Origin of the sequence: Hanstruepera neustonica (assembly GCF_002895005.1) — a bacterium.
GTDB lineage: Bacteria > Bacteroidota > Bacteroidia > Flavobacteriales > Flavobacteriaceae > Hanstruepera > Hanstruepera neustonica.
On the sequence record NZ_POWF01000002.1, the window covers coordinates 281,981 to 299,090 of the forward strand.

Annotated in this window: 13 protein-coding genes; all 13 read left to right on the forward strand. The window is 34.5% G+C overall.

What is annotated here, in order from left to right; genetic code table 11:
* Positions 1-9: 9 nt before the first annotated feature.
* Positions 10-825: a rod shape-determining protein MreC gene (mreC, locus tag C1T31_RS06045; protein ID WP_103051581.1), complete on the forward strand. Its 816-nt coding sequence runs from the start codon at positions 10-12 to the stop codon at positions 823-825.
* Positions 818-1,321 carry a rod shape-determining protein MreD gene (locus C1T31_RS06050; RefSeq protein WP_103051582.1) on the forward strand — a complete coding sequence of 168 codons (504 nt, stop codon included), beginning with the start codon at positions 818-820 and terminating at the stop codon, positions 1,319-1,321. The genes mreC and C1T31_RS06050 overlap by 8 nt, the downstream gene beginning before the upstream one ends.
* A complete protein-coding gene (locus tag C1T31_RS06055) occupies positions 1,321-3,255 on the forward strand; it encodes a peptidoglycan D,D-transpeptidase FtsI family protein (RefSeq protein WP_103051583.1) in 1,935 nt (644 codons plus the stop codon). Before C1T31_RS06050 ends, C1T31_RS06055 begins: the two co-directional genes overlap by 1 nt.
* Entirely contained in the window at positions 3,252-4,526 is a 1,275-nt protein-coding gene (gene rodA / locus C1T31_RS06060) for a rod shape-determining protein RodA (protein WP_103051584.1), read from the forward strand. The genes C1T31_RS06055 and rodA overlap by 4 nt, the downstream gene beginning before the upstream one ends.
* A 68-nt stretch (positions 4,527-4,594) precedes the next feature.
* Entirely contained in the window at positions 4,595-6,037 is a 1,443-nt protein-coding gene (locus C1T31_RS06065) for an MBOAT family O-acyltransferase (RefSeq protein WP_103051585.1), read from the forward strand.
* Positions 6,038-6,934, forward strand: a complete 897-nt coding sequence (locus tag C1T31_RS06070; protein WP_103051586.1) for a hypothetical protein — start codon at positions 6,038-6,040, stop codon at positions 6,932-6,934.
* 110 nt (positions 6,935-7,044) lie between these two features.
* On the forward strand, positions 7,045-7,773 hold the full coding sequence (locus C1T31_RS06075; protein WP_103051587.1) for a DUF2092 domain-containing protein: 729 nt from the start codon (positions 7,045-7,047) through the stop codon (positions 7,771-7,773).
* Positions 7,774-7,800: 27 nt separating this feature from the next.
* Entirely contained in the window at positions 7,801-8,880 is a 1,080-nt protein-coding gene (locus tag C1T31_RS06080) for a DUF6515 family protein (protein WP_103051588.1), read from the forward strand.
* Positions 8,881-8,974: 94 nt separating this feature from the next.
* Positions 8,975-11,155 (forward strand): DUF748 domain-containing protein, encoded by a 2,181-nt coding sequence (locus C1T31_RS06085; protein WP_103051589.1) that lies wholly within the window; start codon positions 8,975-8,977, stop codon positions 11,153-11,155.
* A gap of 135 nt (positions 11,156-11,290) precedes the next feature.
* Positions 11,291-12,850, forward strand: a complete 1,560-nt coding sequence (locus C1T31_RS06090; protein ID WP_165780075.1) for an arylsulfatase — start codon at positions 11,291-11,293, stop codon at positions 12,848-12,850.
* A gap of 62 nt (positions 12,851-12,912) precedes the next feature.
* The gene (locus C1T31_RS06095) at positions 12,913-13,959 is read left to right on the forward strand and encodes an HAD family hydrolase (protein ID WP_103051765.1); all 1,047 of its coding nucleotides are present in this window, start codon (positions 12,913-12,915) and stop codon (positions 13,957-13,959) included.
* Positions 13,960-13,969: 10 nt separating this feature from the next.
* A complete protein-coding gene (locus C1T31_RS06100) occupies positions 13,970-14,560 on the forward strand; it encodes a Crp/Fnr family transcriptional regulator (protein ID WP_103051590.1) in 591 nt (196 codons plus the stop codon).
* Positions 14,561-14,626: 66 nt separating this feature from the next.
* Complete coding sequence (locus C1T31_RS06105; protein ID WP_103051591.1) at positions 14,627-17,077, forward strand: arylsulfatase; 2,451 nt, start codon at positions 14,627-14,629, stop codon at positions 17,075-17,077.
* The last annotated feature ends 33 nt before the right edge of the window (positions 17,078-17,110 follow it).

Here is a 17,110-nt window from a genome sequence, read left to right on the forward strand (position 1 = left end):
TTTTAAATCATGCAACAAATAATCAACTTCTTTTTAAGAAACAAAACGTTTTTGTTGTATTTGTTTTTGCTCTTTTTATCAATAGTTTTTACCATACAATCCCATTCATATCATAGAAGTCGCTTTATTAATTCTGCCAATTTTTTAACTGGAGGAATTTATAATTCTGTCAACAATATTCAGTCCTTTTTCAATTTAAGAGAGCAAAACCAATTGCTTCAAGAAGAGAATAATTATCTGAAATCTATTTTATATAATGCTGATGGTAATCTTAAAAGTGCCTTTATTGATAGCACGAGATTTTATGGCAATTATAAATTTACCCCTGCTAGAATTATTAAAAACAGTTATGCATTAAACAACAATGTCTTAACCTTAAATAAAGGGGAAAAGGATAGCATAAAACAAGATTTTGGAGTTATTACATCCAAGGGCATATTAGGAATTGTTGACAACACCAGCAACAAATATGCAACGGTACTTTCTATTCTAAACACCAATGTTAAAATTAGTGCCCAATTAAAAAACACTAATCATTTTGGTTCGCTGGTTTGGGATACGAAGTCTCCAAATATGGTTCAATTGACCGAAATTCAAAAAATAGCACCTTTAAAAAAGGGTGACACCATAATAACTTCAGGACGTTCCATTATTTTTCCAAAGGGCATTCAAATTGGTACCATTGAAAGTTTTAAGCTTGATGATGCCGAAAATTTTTACACCATAAACGTGAAACTATTTAATGACATGACCGATATTGAATATGTTTATGTTATAGAAAATATCAACAGAGAAGAAATAAACGAGCTATTGAATAATGAATAATATAGTTTTTTCTTTTAGCATTCGGTTTATTGTACTCGTTTTGGTGCAGGTATTGATTTTAAACCATATTAATTTTTTAGGCAATATCAATCCATACCTCTACGTAATTTTCATTTGCCTGTTTCCAGTAAGCAATAACCGTTTGTTGTTTTTACTATTAAGTTTCTTATTAGGATTGACTGTTGATTTGTTTTCAGATTCGGGTGGTGTCCATGCAGCCGCTTCTGTCACAATAGCTTTTATAAGACCAGTTGTGTTGAAATTCTGTTTTGGATCGGTTTATGAACATCAAACCATTAAGTTTAAAAATGTTGACTTTGGTGCTAAAACTATTTATTTTACCATTTTGGTTTTGGCGCACCATATTATCTTGTTCTCTCTGGAGATATTTAACTTATCGAAAATACTTTTGATACTTCAAAAAACGTTATTTTCAGGAATATTCACTATTTTATTGTGTCTGGTTACATCTATAATTTTTAGTAGAAAAACATAATGCGTCAATTTTTACTGTTTATCTTAATAATAATAGTCGGCTTTACATTCCTCGGGCGTTTGTTTTATCTTCAAATCTACTCCTTCAATACCCAAAGTTTGTATGAAGATAACGCCATTAGAAAAGTATACGATTACCCAAAGCGTGGATTCGTTTACGACAGAAATGGCACCTTGTTGGTTGGAAACCAGCCCTCCTATGATGTCATGGTCATTCCAAGAGAGGTAAAACCATTGGACACTCTTGAATTTTGTTCATTATTAAAAATCAGTAAAGAACAATTCATTAAAACCTTTAATAAAGCTTATCATTATTCACCAAGATTACCCTATGTATTTATTCCACATCTTTCTAAAGAAGATTATGCCGTTTTGCAGGAAAAAATGCGAAAATATGAGGGTTTTTATATTCAAAAACGTTTGTTGAGAGATTACCAAACAGATGTAGGTGCCAATGTTTTAGGTTTTATTGCAGAAGTTACACCGAGTCAAATTGATAGATCTCCTTATTACAAAATGGGCGATTTGATTGGAAAACAAGGAGTAGAATTGTCTTATGAAGAAGAGTTAAGAGGTGTAAAGGGCATAAAATTTATTCAAAAAGACCGCTTTAATAGGGATATTGGGCCTTACAAAGAGGGTAAATTTGATACTCTTCCGAAACAAGGAAAAGACATTACCATTTCCATTGATTCCAAATTGCAAGAGTATGGCGAATTACTCATGCAGCACAAACGTGGAGGAATTGTTGCCATTGAGCCTAGTTCAGGTGAAATATTAGCCTTGGTTTCTGCTCCTTCGTACAATCCCAATCTATTAGTTGGTAGAAAACGTTCGCGCAATTACACCAAATTGTACAATGATTCTATAAATCTACCTTTAATTGATAAGAGTTTACTTCGGGTTCATGAACCAGGTTCACCGTTTAAATCATTGGTGGCATTAACAGCATTACAAGAAGGCGTATTAAATACCCAGACTTCCATAAGTTGTTCAGGTGTTTATCGTTATGGACGACGCGGTACCATGGGTTGTCACTGTGGTGGTGGCACTCGAAGTTTAAATTTAGGTATTGCTAAATCTTGCAACTCTTATTTTGCTAATGCCTTTAGAAAAACTATAGATAAATATGATAATGCCAGCCATGCTATGGATATATGGAGTGGCCATATAAAGAGTTTTGGACTTGGTCAATACCTGGGAACCGATCTACCTATTGGTAAAAAAGGAAATATTCCTGATGGCGCTTATTACGATAAGTGGTATCCCGATTTTAATTGGGGTGCTACTACCATAATTTCCAATGCTATTGGTCAAGGTGAAGTACAAGTAACACCAATGCATCTGGCTAATATGACTGCCGCAATTGCTAACAGAGGATACTATTACACCCCACATATTATAAAAAATATCGAAGGTCAAGAAATTGATAAAAAATTCACCACTAAACATGAAACCAGCATTGACCAAATTCATTTTGAACCTGTTGTGCAAGGTTTGTTTGATGTTTACAATAAAGGAACAGCCCATTTTTTACAAGTTCCAGGAATCGAAATTTGTGGAAAAACAGGAACAGCCGAAAACTTTACCATTATTGATAGTGTTAGAACCCAATTAACTGACCATTCTATATTTATCGCTTTTGCACCAAAAGACAACCCTAAAATAGCATTGGCCGTGTTTGTTGAAAATGGGTATTTTGGAGCAAGGTTCGCGGGTAGAATTGCCAGTTTAATGATTGAAAAATATTTAAAAGATGAAATTAGTCGAAAAGATCTGGAACATTGGATATTAACACATAGTCTTGAAAATGAATATGCCAAACCCTATTCCGGTCAACCATTTAAAATCAATGCGCAATCACAGTACCAAATAATCGACTTACCCAAAAATTCAGAAACAGAAAGTCAGTCAATAACTATTCCCCCCAAATGAGACAAACCGATAGATATTTTAAATTTGATTGGATAACGATTGTTCTTTTCCTGTTACTAGTTGGTTTTGGCTGGATGAACATTTTATCGGCTTCCCATATTGGTGAAAGTATAGACTACTTTGATTTTTCGCAACCTTACGGTAAGCAACTTATTTTTATACTACTCACCTTTTTGCTAATAATTTTATTGTTGTCCATAGAAGCCAAGTTTTATGAGCGATTTTCAAGTATTATTTACCTGATTGGCTTGTTGTCTTTGGTTGGACTGTTTCTTTTTGGGAAGAATGTCAATGGTGCAACCTCATGGTATGGTATAGGCGGTATGACCATACAACCTAGCGAGTTTGCTAAGGCCGCAACAGCCTTGGCAGTTGCAAAATACATTAGTGATATGAATACGGATATCAAATCCTTCAAAGATCAAATAAGACTTTGTATCATTATTGCGCTACCTGCCATCTTGGTTTTACTTCAAAATGACGCAGGAAGCACCTTGGTTTACGGATCTTTCTTCTTTGTTCTTTACAGAGAAGGTTTACCCAGAATTTATTTATCAATTATCGTTATCCTTGGTCTTATTTCCATGGCAGCTCTTAAATTTGGCTCATTAATTACCATTGCTTCAACAAGTGTCTTGATTTTTACTTTTCATTTTTTACGAAAAAAAAGACCTTCCATTATTCAACCTATTGCCATGCTATTAGCGGCTATGATAATTACATTCGGAGTCAATTTTTTCTATCAAAAAATACTGCAACCTCATCAACAGGATCGTATAAGTTTATGGTTACGTCTTGAAAAAGACCCTGAAAAAATAGAGCAAATGCGTCGCGATATTTTGTACAATCTTTATGAATCGGAAAAAGCCATTAGCGCAGGTGGTTTTAAGGGTAAAGGGTTTTTAGAAGGCACTCGAACAACTGGGAAATTTGTACCTGAACAACACACCGATTATATATTTAGTACTGTAGGTGAAGAATGGGGCTTTTTGGGCAGTGCTTTGGTAGTTATTGTATTTGTATTACTTCTTTTAAGAATATTGCGATTAGCTGAATTACAAAAGTCACAATTTAGTCGTGTTTACGGCTACAGCGTTGCTTCCATTTTGTTTTTTCATTTTATGATTAACATTGGCATGGTCATGGGTTTAATACCAACTATTGGTATTCCCCTTCCCTTTTTTAGTTATGGTGGTTCAGGTTTATGGGGCTTTACAATCTTATTGTTCATTTTCATAAAACTTGATTCGAACAGAATCAACGAATGGTAATTAAATGAATTTACTGCTAGAATTTTAAGCAAACTTTTATAATATTGCTAAAATAACCCAATGGAATAATGCTATTCAATTCAATAGATTTTGTAATATTCTTACCTATTGTTTTCCTACTCTATTGGTTTGTTACAAATCGTAACTTAAAACTTCAGAACTTATTTTTACTCATAGCTAGTTACGTTTTTTACGGATGGTGGGATTGGCGTTTTTTATCATTAATTATTTTCAGCTCCCTTGTAGATTACACCATTGGAAATTTAATGGGTCAATCAAAATCAGGTCTGAAAAGAAAATCACTGCTCATTTTAAGCTTATGCGTCAATTTGGGATTGTTAGGCGTATTTAAATACTATAATTTTTTCGCCGAGAGTTTTGAACAAGCGTTTACCTTTATGGGATCAACATTTCATGCGAATCGATTGAACATTGTTCTTCCAGTCGGCATCAGTTTCTATACATTTCAAACGTTGAGTTACACCATTGATGTTTACAGAAACAAGTTGGAACCAACAAAAAACATCATTTCCTTTTTCGCGTTTGTCAGCTTTTTTCCACAATTAGTGGCTGGCCCGATTGAGAGGGCTTCCAACTTGTTACCTCAATTCAGTAAAAAAAGAGTTTTCAATTACCATATAGCAACGGATGGTATGCGTCAAATTTTATGGGGATTATTCAAAAAAATTGTGATTGCCGATAATTGTGCCGTGTATGTTAATGAGATTTTTGATAATTACCAAGACTATAACGGAAGCACTTTGTTATTAGGAGGGATTTTGTTTGCATTCCAGATTTATTGCGATTTTTCTGGATACTCGGATATAGCCATAGGTGTTTCACGGTTATTTGGTTTTAATCTCATGAAAAACTTTGCATTCCCCTATTTTTCAAGAGATATAGCCGAATTTTGGAGAAGATGGCACATTTCATTATCCACTTGGTTTCGTGATTATCTTTATATTCCATTGGGAGGAAGTAAAGGCTCTACATCAAAAAAAATCAGAAATATATTTATCATTTTTTTAGTCAGCGGTTTTTGGCATGGAGCAAATTGGACATTTATTGTATGGGGATTTTTAAATGCTTTGTATTTTTTACCTCTGATGCTATTAAACAAAAATAGAATTAACACGAATACCGTTGCAGAAGGAAACCTATTTGCCAATATGAAAGAAATATCCCAAATTGGCATCACCTTTTTTATAACGGTTATAGCTTGGATTTTCTTTAGAGCCGAAAATGTCAGTCATGCATTCAGCTATTTGGGAAGTCTATTCTCAAGATCCTTTTTTGAATTACCTAATTATCAAGGACTCAATTTTATTTATTTAGGTTTAATAATAGCTTTGGTTGTTGTTGAGTGGTTACAACGCAACAAAGAACATGGTCTGGAATTGAATACGACATGGATTTCTAAACCAGTAAGATGGAGTTTATATATTGTTATTATTTTGGTAATAGTTGTATTTGGAAATTCGCAACAGGAGTTTATTTATTTTCAGTTCTAAATGAAAAAATTCATTAAAAATAGTGTGATTTTATTTGGCATCGTCATGCTGCTAGTTGTTAGCCTAGTCCTAATTACTCATTTCGTTACTCGACAGTTTTTTGATTACACCATTGATCAAAACAAAAACATCCTAGTTGTAGGAAATTCTCATTTAGAATATGCCATTGATGATGATATCATACCTCAAGCTTTTAATATTGCCCAAAGTGGTTCTGGTTATTTTTACAGTTATTTAAAAGTCAGAGAAATTGCCAATAGAAATAAACAAATTGACACTGTTGTTTTGGGCTATTCTTATGAAGATTTTTCTGAATATCGTGTCAACTGGTTTGCGGGTGAAGACAAAATAAAATTTAAAATGCGTGATCATTTCTTTTTATTTACCTCCAATGATTATTGGGAACTATTAAAATCGAATCCACGTTCTGTAATTACTAATACACCACAAGTCATTGTCCATAGCTTGAAAGTTTTATATAAAGGATATCCTTATTTAGGTGGCCATGTCCATTCTGACAGAAGTAAATTAGAGGAATCTTTGAAACGATATGACCCCAACTACTATATTAATACAACAGCTAAACCTCCTAAATATCAAGACACGTATCTCCTGAAGATATACGATTATTGTAATAGGAATAACATCAAATTGATTTTACTAAATTCACCTATTCATCCAAAAATGGATGAGGATCTTCAAACTAATAAGGAATTGTATTGTGATTTTGCTTCACAAAATATGCCTGAAGCTACCTTAATAAATTACTCCAATTATTTTCAAGATGAAACCTATTTTAGCGACATTAGTCACTTAAACGATAATGGAGCCCAGATTTTTTCTACTCATTTAAAACAGGTTGGCTTTTATTCTGGTACTGCTGAGTGTTTAAAATAATCGTTAATTTTTTATAGTTGCCTGTATTTAGAAGTTTCTAATTTCAAAGAAATTAACTATCTTTATTTTCTTACAAAGAAAAAAATTGTCACTTTTCAACCAACCAAATTATGAAAAACTATTTTTTATTATTCTGTTTTCTTTTTTTTACAATTTTCACCTTTTCACAGGTCACAAAAGATCATGACTCCACAGCCATTTTTATTTTAGATAAAATGGCAGATGTTATAGGTGATTTAGAATCCGTTTCTTTTGATCTAAACAGTTCAACTGACAAAATGAGTAGTAACAATGAAATTGAAAAGCATTATTCAAAATCTACAGTTTCGTTTTCTGGACCCAATAAACTAATGGCCAAAATAGATGGTTCAAAAGGAAGCAAAGGATTGTGGTATGACGGCGAATATCTTTCCTATTACAACTTTGATGAAAATAATTATGTCATCCTAGAAGCTCCAGAGACCACACTCGAAATGATTGATGAGATGCACATCAATTATGATTTTCAGTTTCCAGCAGCCGATTTCTTTTACCCTAATTTTACAGATGACATGATGGAGCAGTTTGACACGATTAAGTTTCTTGGAAAAAAGATGATAGGTGATGAAGCATGTTATCATATCATGGCAACCAATTCAGATTTGAATGTCCAGCTTTGGATTTCCAATAAAACTTACGTATTGCCAAAACATTTTGTAATGATTTACAAGAAAAAGTCCAATCTGCAATACGAAGCTACCTTTAGTAACTGGAGTTTAAACCCCAATATTCCGGATTCTGTGTTTGACTTTTTGCCCCCTCCAAATGCGAGCCTAATCAGTATTTTAAAAAAATCCTAATTTTAAATTTTTGCTAAACCAACTAAAATGAAAACAAAAAGCATAAAACAAATTCTCGGTATCAGCTTAATATTTTTCGCACTGATTATGCCATCTGAATTATTGGCGCAGCGAATGGGACATGGCATGTCCAGAGGTGGTGGTCACACTATGTCACGTGGCTCCAGTCACTCAATATCTCGACCGTCAAATAACAGGGCTGCTACTATGAATAGAAGTACCAGTAGAAATAGAGCTACAACGCCAACTACCAATAGAACACCATCTCGATCCATTAATGGGGGTCATAGTAAAGCGAGTAGTCGTGATTTTTCTAAAAATCGCACCACAAACAGAAGTACTAACCGCCCTTCCACTGGAAATTCAAAAATAGCCGATAGAAAGAATGACAATGCTGCACCCAAGCTAAATTCGCGAGATAAAAAAACCTCCAATATTAAAGATAGAAGTGGAAATAGAGGGAATGGAAATAATATTAATAGTGGAAATAGAAGAAATAATATAAATATAGACAATAGTAAAAACATTAATATTAACCGACGCAATACCGTAGTGAGACCTAGTCCTCGAGCCTATGTTAGGCCTCCTTATGCCTATGGTGGTTTCCATTACTATTGCCATAGGCCATATTTTTATCATCCGTTTGTGCCTTTTTATTGGGGTCCTTATTACCATCCTTGGGGTTATTTTGTGACTTCCCTGGCAACAACTGCAATTATTGTGAGTATTGTTAATAATAATGATGATGACGATGATGAAGAATATCACTATGAAAACGGTAACTATTATCTAAAAACCGAAGATGGCTTTGTTGCTGTGCAGGCTCCTGTTGGCGCGCAAGTACCCGATATTCCTGACGAAGCTGAAAAAGTTGAAGTCAACAATACCACCAATTATTACTATGGTGGCGCCTTTTACGAGCAAAACAAGGATGGCTATATTGTTGTTCCTGCAACTGCTGGCACCATTGTACCTGGTTTACCTGAAGGTGGTGAGGAAGTGAAAATAGGCGATGTCACCTACGTGCAATTTGGCGAAACCTACTACCAACCCATTCAGGTTGATGGAAAAAACATGTATGAAATTGTAGAAGTAAAAAAAGAATAAAATGAATCACTCCCAAAAAAAGGCATAATCCAAAAAGATCATGCCTTTTTTTGGCAATAAAAATTCTTAATAACAGAGTTCAACCAACCAACCGATGAGCCGAAGAAAGAAAATATTAATCATATTGTTTCTTACAATTGTTGTGCTACTTTTTTTCTTACCAACAATCATAAAAGGTTATATCATTAAGAACAGTAAAGAGTTAGTGGGTAGACAAGTCGCTATTGAGAAATTAAAATATAATTACTTCACCAGCACAATTAAAGTTTACGACTTTCAAATGTTTGAGCAAAATGACAAAGACATTTTCACATCATTTGACACACTCATTATAAATCTTGAGCCTTACAAATTAATTAGTAACACCAAGGCTTTAGAACAGTTTTACCTTCAAGGGCTGATGGTAAGAACTGTCATGAAAGACTCCACTTTCAACTTTGACGATTTGATTGCATACCATAATACACCTAAAGACTCGGTTTCAACTGAAAATGAAGAAACTTTCAAATATATGCTTTCAAATCTCGAGCTAAAAGATGCTAATTTCTTCTTTGACAATCAAGATATCAATCACATCACACATATCGAAGATTTTTCATTTTTTATTCCATTTATTGGTTGGGATCAAGAAGAAAAAAGTAATGCCGATCTTAAGTTTAATTTTAAAAATGGTGGTTATCTTGAATCTAAATTAAATATAGATCCGGTTTCTGGTGACTATGATTCCGATATTACAATAAATAATTTGAATTTAGAACCATTCTATGAATACGCGGCACAATATGCTGAAATAAATACTTTAAGAGGAAACCTGAACTCGAAAATCAAAATAGTTGGCAATACCAATGAAGCTGTTAAATCTATAGTTTCAGGGCATGTCGATGTTCATCATTTTAGTATGACCGATAATCAAGATAAAGAGTTTTTAAAGGCTAACCGGGTTGATTGTAGCTTAAAAAAGATTGACTATACAAACAGTTCCTATGAATTGGATTCACTCAATGTATATCAACCTTATGTATATTTTGAAATGGACTCCATCACTAATAACTTTTTTCAAATATTCAAAATAGATCAAACCGAGGAACCAACACCACAAGGGTATCAAATAACAGAAGCAGATTCGACCTCAACCATTAATGAAGACTCAAACCTATACTACGCAATCAATAACATTAATATTGAAGAGGGTGTCATGGACTACAGTGACAACTTGACTGGAGAGCGCTTTGATTATCATTTAAGTAAAATAAAAATGGATTCAGATGGCTTTTCAAGCAATGCTGAATGGGTGAATATGTATTCAGATATGTTACTTAACGAAAGAGGAACGCTTAATGCTAAATTAGGCTTTAATCCATTAGACTACAACAACCTCAAATTAGACCTAGTCATAGAAAACTTTCTGCTTTCAGACATTAATATATACTCTCAATATTATACTGGTCACAGTATATTAGTTGGTGATTTTTATTATTATTCAAGCTCTGTTATCACAAACGGAAATATAGAAAGTGAAAATAATTTATTGGTAAAAAATGTTGAAGTTAAAAATAATAAGAACGGCTTGTTTAGCCTTCCACTTAAATTTGCCCTATTCATTCTAAAGGATAAAAATGGCGATGTGAATCTAGAAATTCCAGTACGTGGAAATTTAAACGACCCTGAAATTAGCATTGGCAAAATAGTTTGGACTACCTTCAAAAGAAAAATAACAGGAGCTGCCACTAACCCAGTCAATTCTCTCGCGATGTTAGTTGATGTTGACCCTAAAGACTATCAGGAATTGGTTTTTAATTACAGGGATACCATTCCGAGTGAAGAACAATTTTTAAAACTAGATAAGCTACTTGAAATAGAGTCGAAAAAAGAAGGTCTAAAAATAGAATTAGAACATTATGTAGATAAAGATCTACAAAAAGAAGCCATTGCTTTGGATCAATTAGGTAATATGTTCTATCAGGAAACTCAAAAAGATTACATAAAAGATGAAAAAGATTTTGCAAAATATTTAAAAGAGAAAACACAAACAGATTCATTGGACATTAAAAAAGCGGTCAAACAGCTGCTGGCACCTTCAACAATAGATTCTTTGTCAATTATAATTAACAAAAAACTTTTAGAAAATACGTCTAATTATTTACAAACTAAAAATCCTGAAACACATATATCCGTCTTTCAATCAGATGGGAAAGAACCAGATAATAAAGGATCTCAATCAAAGTTTAAAATAAAATTTGACATGTTAAATGAAGAAATGACTAATGAAAACTAATAAAATAACAGCGTATCATTTGACAATAAGAAATTTTCAGATAGAACTTAAAAAAGTAAATAAATCCTTAAATTAGATTGCTATTTAACTTTAAATTAAGCTATTAATTAACTATTAATCGATAAACTAAACCTTATGAAAAAATTAAACATGCTTTTTTTGCTAGCATTAGTTCCTTTGCTGGCAGTTTCGCAAAACAACAAAAAACCCAATATTCTAGTGATTTGGGGAGATGATATTGGCACATGGAATATTAGCCATAATAACAGAGGTATGATGGGTTATAGGACACCCAATATTGATCGTATAGCCAAAGAAGGTGTTGGCTTTACAGATTATTATGCACAGCAATCTTGTACAGCGGGCCGTGCCGCTTTTATTGGTGGTGTAGTACCTGTTAGAACAGGAATGACCAAAGTTGGTATGCCTGGTGCTCAAGAAGGCTGGCAAAAAACGGATGTCACTATGGCAACCGTTCTTAAAAGTCAAGGCTATGCTACTGGTCAATTTGGAAAAAACCATCAAGGCGATCGTGACGAGCACTTGCCTACCATGCATGGTTTTGATGAGTTCTTTGGAAATTTATATCATTTAAACGCTGAAGAAGAACCAGAAAACTTTGATTATCCTGGTGATATGGTCTTAAAAGACGGACAAACCTTCAGAGAAAAGTTCGGGCCACGTGGTGTTATTCATAGCTGGGCAGATGGTAAAGGCGGACAACGTATTGAAGATACAGGTCCATTGACCAAAAAACGTATGGAGAATGTAGATTATGAAACTCTCGAAGCTGCTAAAGCATTTATTAAAAAACAGGTAGAGTCAGGAAAGCCTTTTTTCACTTGGTGGAATGCTACTAGAATGCACTTTCGCACACACGTAAAAGACGACATGCGTAACCCTGGACATGATGAATATACCGATGGGATGATTGAACACGATATGCATGTGGGGCAACTATTGGACTTACTGGATGAATTAGGCATAGCCGATAATACGGTGGTTATGTATTCTACCGATAATGGACCACATTACAATACATGGCCAGATGCAGGAACAACACCTTTTCACGGTGAGAAAAATAGCAGTTGGGAAGGAGCCTTTAGAGTGCCTGCATTTGTAAAATGGCCAGGACATTTCCCAGAAAATGTAACCTTAAATGGTATTGTGGCTCATGAAGATTGGTTGCCAACCTTTGCAGCCATTGCTGGAAATTCAAACATCAAAGATCAATTAGCTAAAGGCACTACCTTAAATGGCAGAAGCTATAAAAATCATATTGACGGATACAATCAATTAGATTACCTGACTGGCAAAGCAAAAGAATCACCACGAGAGGGTTTTATTTATGTAGATGATGGTGGGTCTATTGCAGCCTTACGTTATGGAGATTGGAAAGCCATGTTTTTAGAAAATAGAGCAAGACAACTGCAGATTTGGCTGGAGCCTTTTGTGGAGTTAAGAGCACCATTATTATTCAATCTGCGCCGTGACCCATTTGAAAAAGCTTATGAAGGATCCAACACATATTATGATTGGTATATTGATAGAGCTTATATCTTAATAGCCATACAAAGTTATGCTTTTAATTTCTTGTCTACTTTCAAAGATTACCCACCCAGTCAAACTGCTGGAGATTGGAGTTTAGGCAAAGTTGAAAAGCAAATTGAAGAAATGGTCACAAAAAGTAATTAACTAAAACTTTAGAAGAGCTGTGTCATTAAATGGCACAGCTTTTTTATTTAAAACCATTTGTTATGAAAATTAAAAATCTCGTTTCAATATTATTGATAACAATAATAGCTTTTGGATGTAAAAATAATACTACGAATGGTATTGTTGTTTCTGGTGATAATATTGAAGTTTATAAAGAAGAAGTTTCAGACCCTCTACCCTCTTGGAATGAAAGCAATAGCAAATCTGCAATAATAGCATTTGTTGAGGATGTTACTAATTCTAACAGCGCAAATTTTATCCCTATCCCAGACCGAATAGCCACCTTTGATAACGACGGTAACCTATGGAGTGAGCAACCAGCTTATTTTCAGTTGTTTTTTGCCATTGACAGAGTCAAAGCATTGGCTCCCGAACATCCAGAATGGAAAGACCAACAACCCTATAAAGCCATTTTAGAAGATGATATGAAAGCCTTAATGGAGTCTGGAATGAAAGGTATTGTTGAAATCATTATGGCTACTCATGCTGGAGTTACCGTAGAGGAGTTTGATTCCATTGTGAAAGATTGGGTTAAAAATGCTAAACACCCAACAAAAAACGTAGGCTATAATGAATTAGTTTATCAACCTATGTTAGAATTACTTCAATATTTAAGAGCTAATGATTTCAAAACGTATATTGTTTCTGGCGGTGGTGTAGACTTTATGAGAGCCATAGTCACAGAGGTATATGGTATCCCAAATGAACAAATTTTAGGCAGTCGCGTAAAAACCGAGTATGATTATAATAATGGAAACCCAATCATTAAAAGATTACCTGGTTTAGATTATAATGATGACAAGGAAGGCAAACCCTTAAACATTCAAAAAATTATTGGTAAAAAACCGGTTTTTGCTTCAGGCAATTCTGATGGTGACTTACAAATGATGCAATGGACAGATTCCAATTCATATAAGTCATTTCAATTGTACTTGCACCATACCGATGCCGAACGCGAATGGGCTTACGACAGAGAATCCCACATTGGACAATTAAACAAAGGGCTTGATGAAGCTCTAGAAAAAGGTTGGACAATAATTGACATGAAAAATGATTGGAAGGTAATTTATCCTTTCGAATTAAAATAAACACTTAATTATGACGCTTTCAAAATCAGAGATAAAACATCTGGTTAAAACATTTTACCCCTATTTAAAAAACAAAGAAGTTGATATCTTTCTTAAAATGTCCAAATATGACATTTATAAAAACAAGGAAATAATTCAAAAAAGTGGACGAACTGATAAAAATGTTTTTTTAATACTTGAAGGTTCCTCCCGAGCATACAGCATTGATGAAAATGGTCAAGAACGTATTTACCATATTAGATCAAAAGGATACATTTTTGGAGACCCTAGGGTATTTAGTAATCAAGTTCAAATATTAAACACGGAAGCTATTGGAGAAACTCATGTTTTGAAATTTGACATTGAAAGATTGGAGTCTATTGGATATGATAACCCGGAAATCATGAACATGTATTTGAATATTCTAAAAGAAATCATTCAAGCATTTTCACACAGAATCCACACATTTGTTTCCATGAACTCTGAAGAGCGTTATTTAGATTTAGTGGATATGAACCCACTGTATCTTGAATCAACATTTGATAAACACATTGCCAGTTTTCTAGGTATTAAACCTTTAACATTACATCGTATCAAAAAAAAACTAAAAGTTATCAAATGATATTTTTTTAAATAGGGCTTTACACTAATTTTACACAGCTTAAATTAATCACATTAATAACCAAAAATGAAAAATCAAAAACAAACAAAGTTTAATGTTTTCCATACATTAATTTTGACATTTTGCTTAACAATTATCGTTTCTTGTAACACAAAGCAAGAAACAGCAGAAACCAAAACCACCACAACAGATGATGGTTTTAAAGGAAAAATAGCTCTAGACATTCGTGATTCAGAATCCGATTGGTCAGCATACACACCAAAATCAGCACCAGAAGGCGCACCTAATATTCTATTCATACTTTATGATGATACGGGATTAGGAGCTTGGTCTCCTTATGGCGGACGCATCAATATGCCAACCATGGATCGTTTGGCAGCCAACGGATTAACGTACACCCAATGGCACACCACAGCATTGTGTTCACCAACCCGTTCAACCATTTTAACAGGTAGAAACCACCATTTAAACGGTATGGCTTCCATCACAGAAACTGCTGATGGATTCCCAGGATCAAATGGTCGTGTTCCAGATGATTGTGCACCATTTGCGCAAATTTTGAGAGATAACGGTTGGAGTACGTTTTGGATAGGTAAAAACCATAATGTTCCAGAACAGGATGTTGCACCTGGTGGTAGCCGTGCAGAATGGCCAACCCAAATTGGGTTTGACCGTTTTTATGGTTTCCTAGGAGGCGAAACCAACAACTGGTATCCAGATTTAGTTGAAGACAATCATTTTATAGAAGCTCCTGCTACTCCAGAAGAAGGTTATCATTTATCTAAAGATTTGGCTGATCAAGCTATCAGAATGTTACGTGATAAAAATGCAACCAATCCATCAAAACCATTCTATATGTGGTTTAATCCAGGTGCCAACCATGCACCTCACCACTCGCCTGCTGAATATACGGCCAAGTACAAAGGCATGTTTGATGATGGTTACGATGCTTATCGTGATTGGGTAGTAAAACGTATGAAAGAGAAAGGCATTCTTCCTGAAAATACTGGTATGGCAGATTTTAATCCAATGCCTGAAGATATGGCTAATCCAGGAGATTATGTGCGCCCTTGGGATGAATTAAATGCTGACGAGAAAAAACTATTCTCAAGAATGGCTGAAGTATATGCTGGTTTTTCAGAGTATACAGATGCCCAAGTTGGCAGAGTCATTGATTATTTAGAAGAAACCGGACAATTGGAAAACACCATTGTACTTTATGCAGCTGACAATGGTGCATCTGGAGAAGGAAGTCCAAACGGTTCTGTAAACGAAAATAAATTTTTTAATGGTTACCCTGATGAACTATCAGAAAACATGAAGTATTTAGATGTTCTCGGAGGGCCAGATACTTATAATCACTTCCCTACTGGTTGGGCTGCAGCATTTTCGGCACCTTTTAAAATGTTTAAGCGTTATTCGCAATATGCTGGTGGTACCAATGACCCATTAGTAATTTCTTGGCCAAAAGGTATAAAAGCCAAAGGTGAAATTCGTCATCAATATCATCATTCAACTGATATTGTACCAACATTATTGGAAGCCTGCGGTATTGAAATGCCAAAGGTATACAATGGTGTAGAGCAAACGCCACTTTCTGGTGTTTCCATGGTTTATTCTTTTGATGCAGAACCAGATGCTCCAACTCAAAAAGAAGTGCAGTACTATTGCATGCTTGGAACCAGAGGTATTTGGAAAGATGGCTGGAAGGCAGCAGCAGTTCACGCACCAATATCTGGAAAAGGAAATTTTGATAAAGATGTTTGGGAATTATACCATGTGGCTGAAGATCGTTCAGAAACTAACAATCTAGCAGAAGAAAACCCTGAAAAATTACAAGAATTGATTGATGAATGGTTTAAACAAGCTGAAATTAACAAAGTATTGCCTTTAGATGATAGAGGTGCAGCCGAACTATTAACTGTTGAGAGACCATCTCAAGAGGCTAAAAAAGATAGATATATCTACTATCCTAATACAGCTCCGGTTCCTGAAGGTGTGGCAGTAAATATAAGAGGTCGAAACTACAAAATCTTGGCCAATGTTGAAATAACCGATCCTAATGCTTCAGGTGTTATTTTTGCTCATGGTTCTCGCTTTGGAGGTCATGCGCTTTTCATCAAAGACAAAAAATTGCATTATGTATATAATTTCTTGGGCATTAAACCAGAACAGGTATTTGTTTCCAATACAACCTTAAAACCTGGAAAATATACTTTAGGAATGGAATTCGTAAAGGAAAACCGAGGTGAATATGGTGAGTCATTGGGGAATACCAAATTATACATTAATGAAGAAGTTGTTGCCGAAGGTCCAATGCGCACACAACCTGCTAAATTCACCTTATCTGGTGATGGCTTGTGTGTAGGATATGATAGTGGTGATAATGTGAGTAATTTATATAAATCTCCAGGAGAGTTTGAAGGCGGAATCATACAAGCAGTTGGAGTTACAGTTGAAGGAACTCCTTATATGGATCTAGAAGCTGAAGCCAAACGCTTAATGATGAGTCAGTAGTTTGTGTTAATTAATAGCAGTTTTAAAGGGAAT

What these genes read in the sequence shown, in the direction of transcription:
- mreC (WP_103051581.1), top strand. Translation starts at nt 10, where the DNA reads ATGCAACAAATAATCAACTTCTTTTTAAGAAACAAAACGTTTTTGTTG.
- C1T31_RS06050 (WP_103051582.1), top strand. Translation starts at nt 818, where the DNA reads ATGAATAATATAGTTTTTTCTTTTAGCATTCGGTTTATTGTACTCGTT.
- C1T31_RS06055 (WP_103051583.1), top strand. Translation starts at nt 1,321, where the DNA reads ATGCGTCAATTTTTACTGTTTATCTTAATAATAATAGTCGGCTTTACA.
- rodA (WP_103051584.1), top strand. Translation starts at nt 3,252, where the DNA reads ATGAGACAAACCGATAGATATTTTAAATTTGATTGGATAACGATTGTT.
- C1T31_RS06065 (WP_103051585.1), top strand. Translation starts at nt 4,595, where the DNA reads ATGCTATTCAATTCAATAGATTTTGTAATATTCTTACCTATTGTTTTC.
- C1T31_RS06070 (WP_103051586.1), top strand. Translation starts at nt 6,038, where the DNA reads ATGAAAAAATTCATTAAAAATAGTGTGATTTTATTTGGCATCGTCATG.
- C1T31_RS06075 (WP_103051587.1), top strand. Translation starts at nt 7,045, where the DNA reads ATGAAAAACTATTTTTTATTATTCTGTTTTCTTTTTTTTACAATTTTC.
- C1T31_RS06080 (WP_103051588.1), top strand. Translation starts at nt 7,801, where the DNA reads ATGAAAACAAAAAGCATAAAACAAATTCTCGGTATCAGCTTAATATTT.
- C1T31_RS06085 (WP_103051589.1), top strand. Translation starts at nt 8,975, where the DNA reads ATGAGCCGAAGAAAGAAAATATTAATCATATTGTTTCTTACAATTGTT.
- C1T31_RS06090 (WP_165780075.1), top strand. Translation starts at nt 11,291, where the DNA reads ATGAAAAAATTAAACATGCTTTTTTTGCTAGCATTAGTTCCTTTGCTG.
- C1T31_RS06095 (WP_103051765.1), top strand. Translation starts at nt 12,913, where the DNA reads ATGAAAATTAAAAATCTCGTTTCAATATTATTGATAACAATAATAGCT.
- C1T31_RS06100 (WP_103051590.1), top strand. Translation starts at nt 13,970, where the DNA reads ATGACGCTTTCAAAATCAGAGATAAAACATCTGGTTAAAACATTTTAC.
- C1T31_RS06105 (WP_103051591.1), top strand. Translation starts at nt 14,627, where the DNA reads ATGAAAAATCAAAAACAAACAAAGTTTAATGTTTTCCATACATTAATT.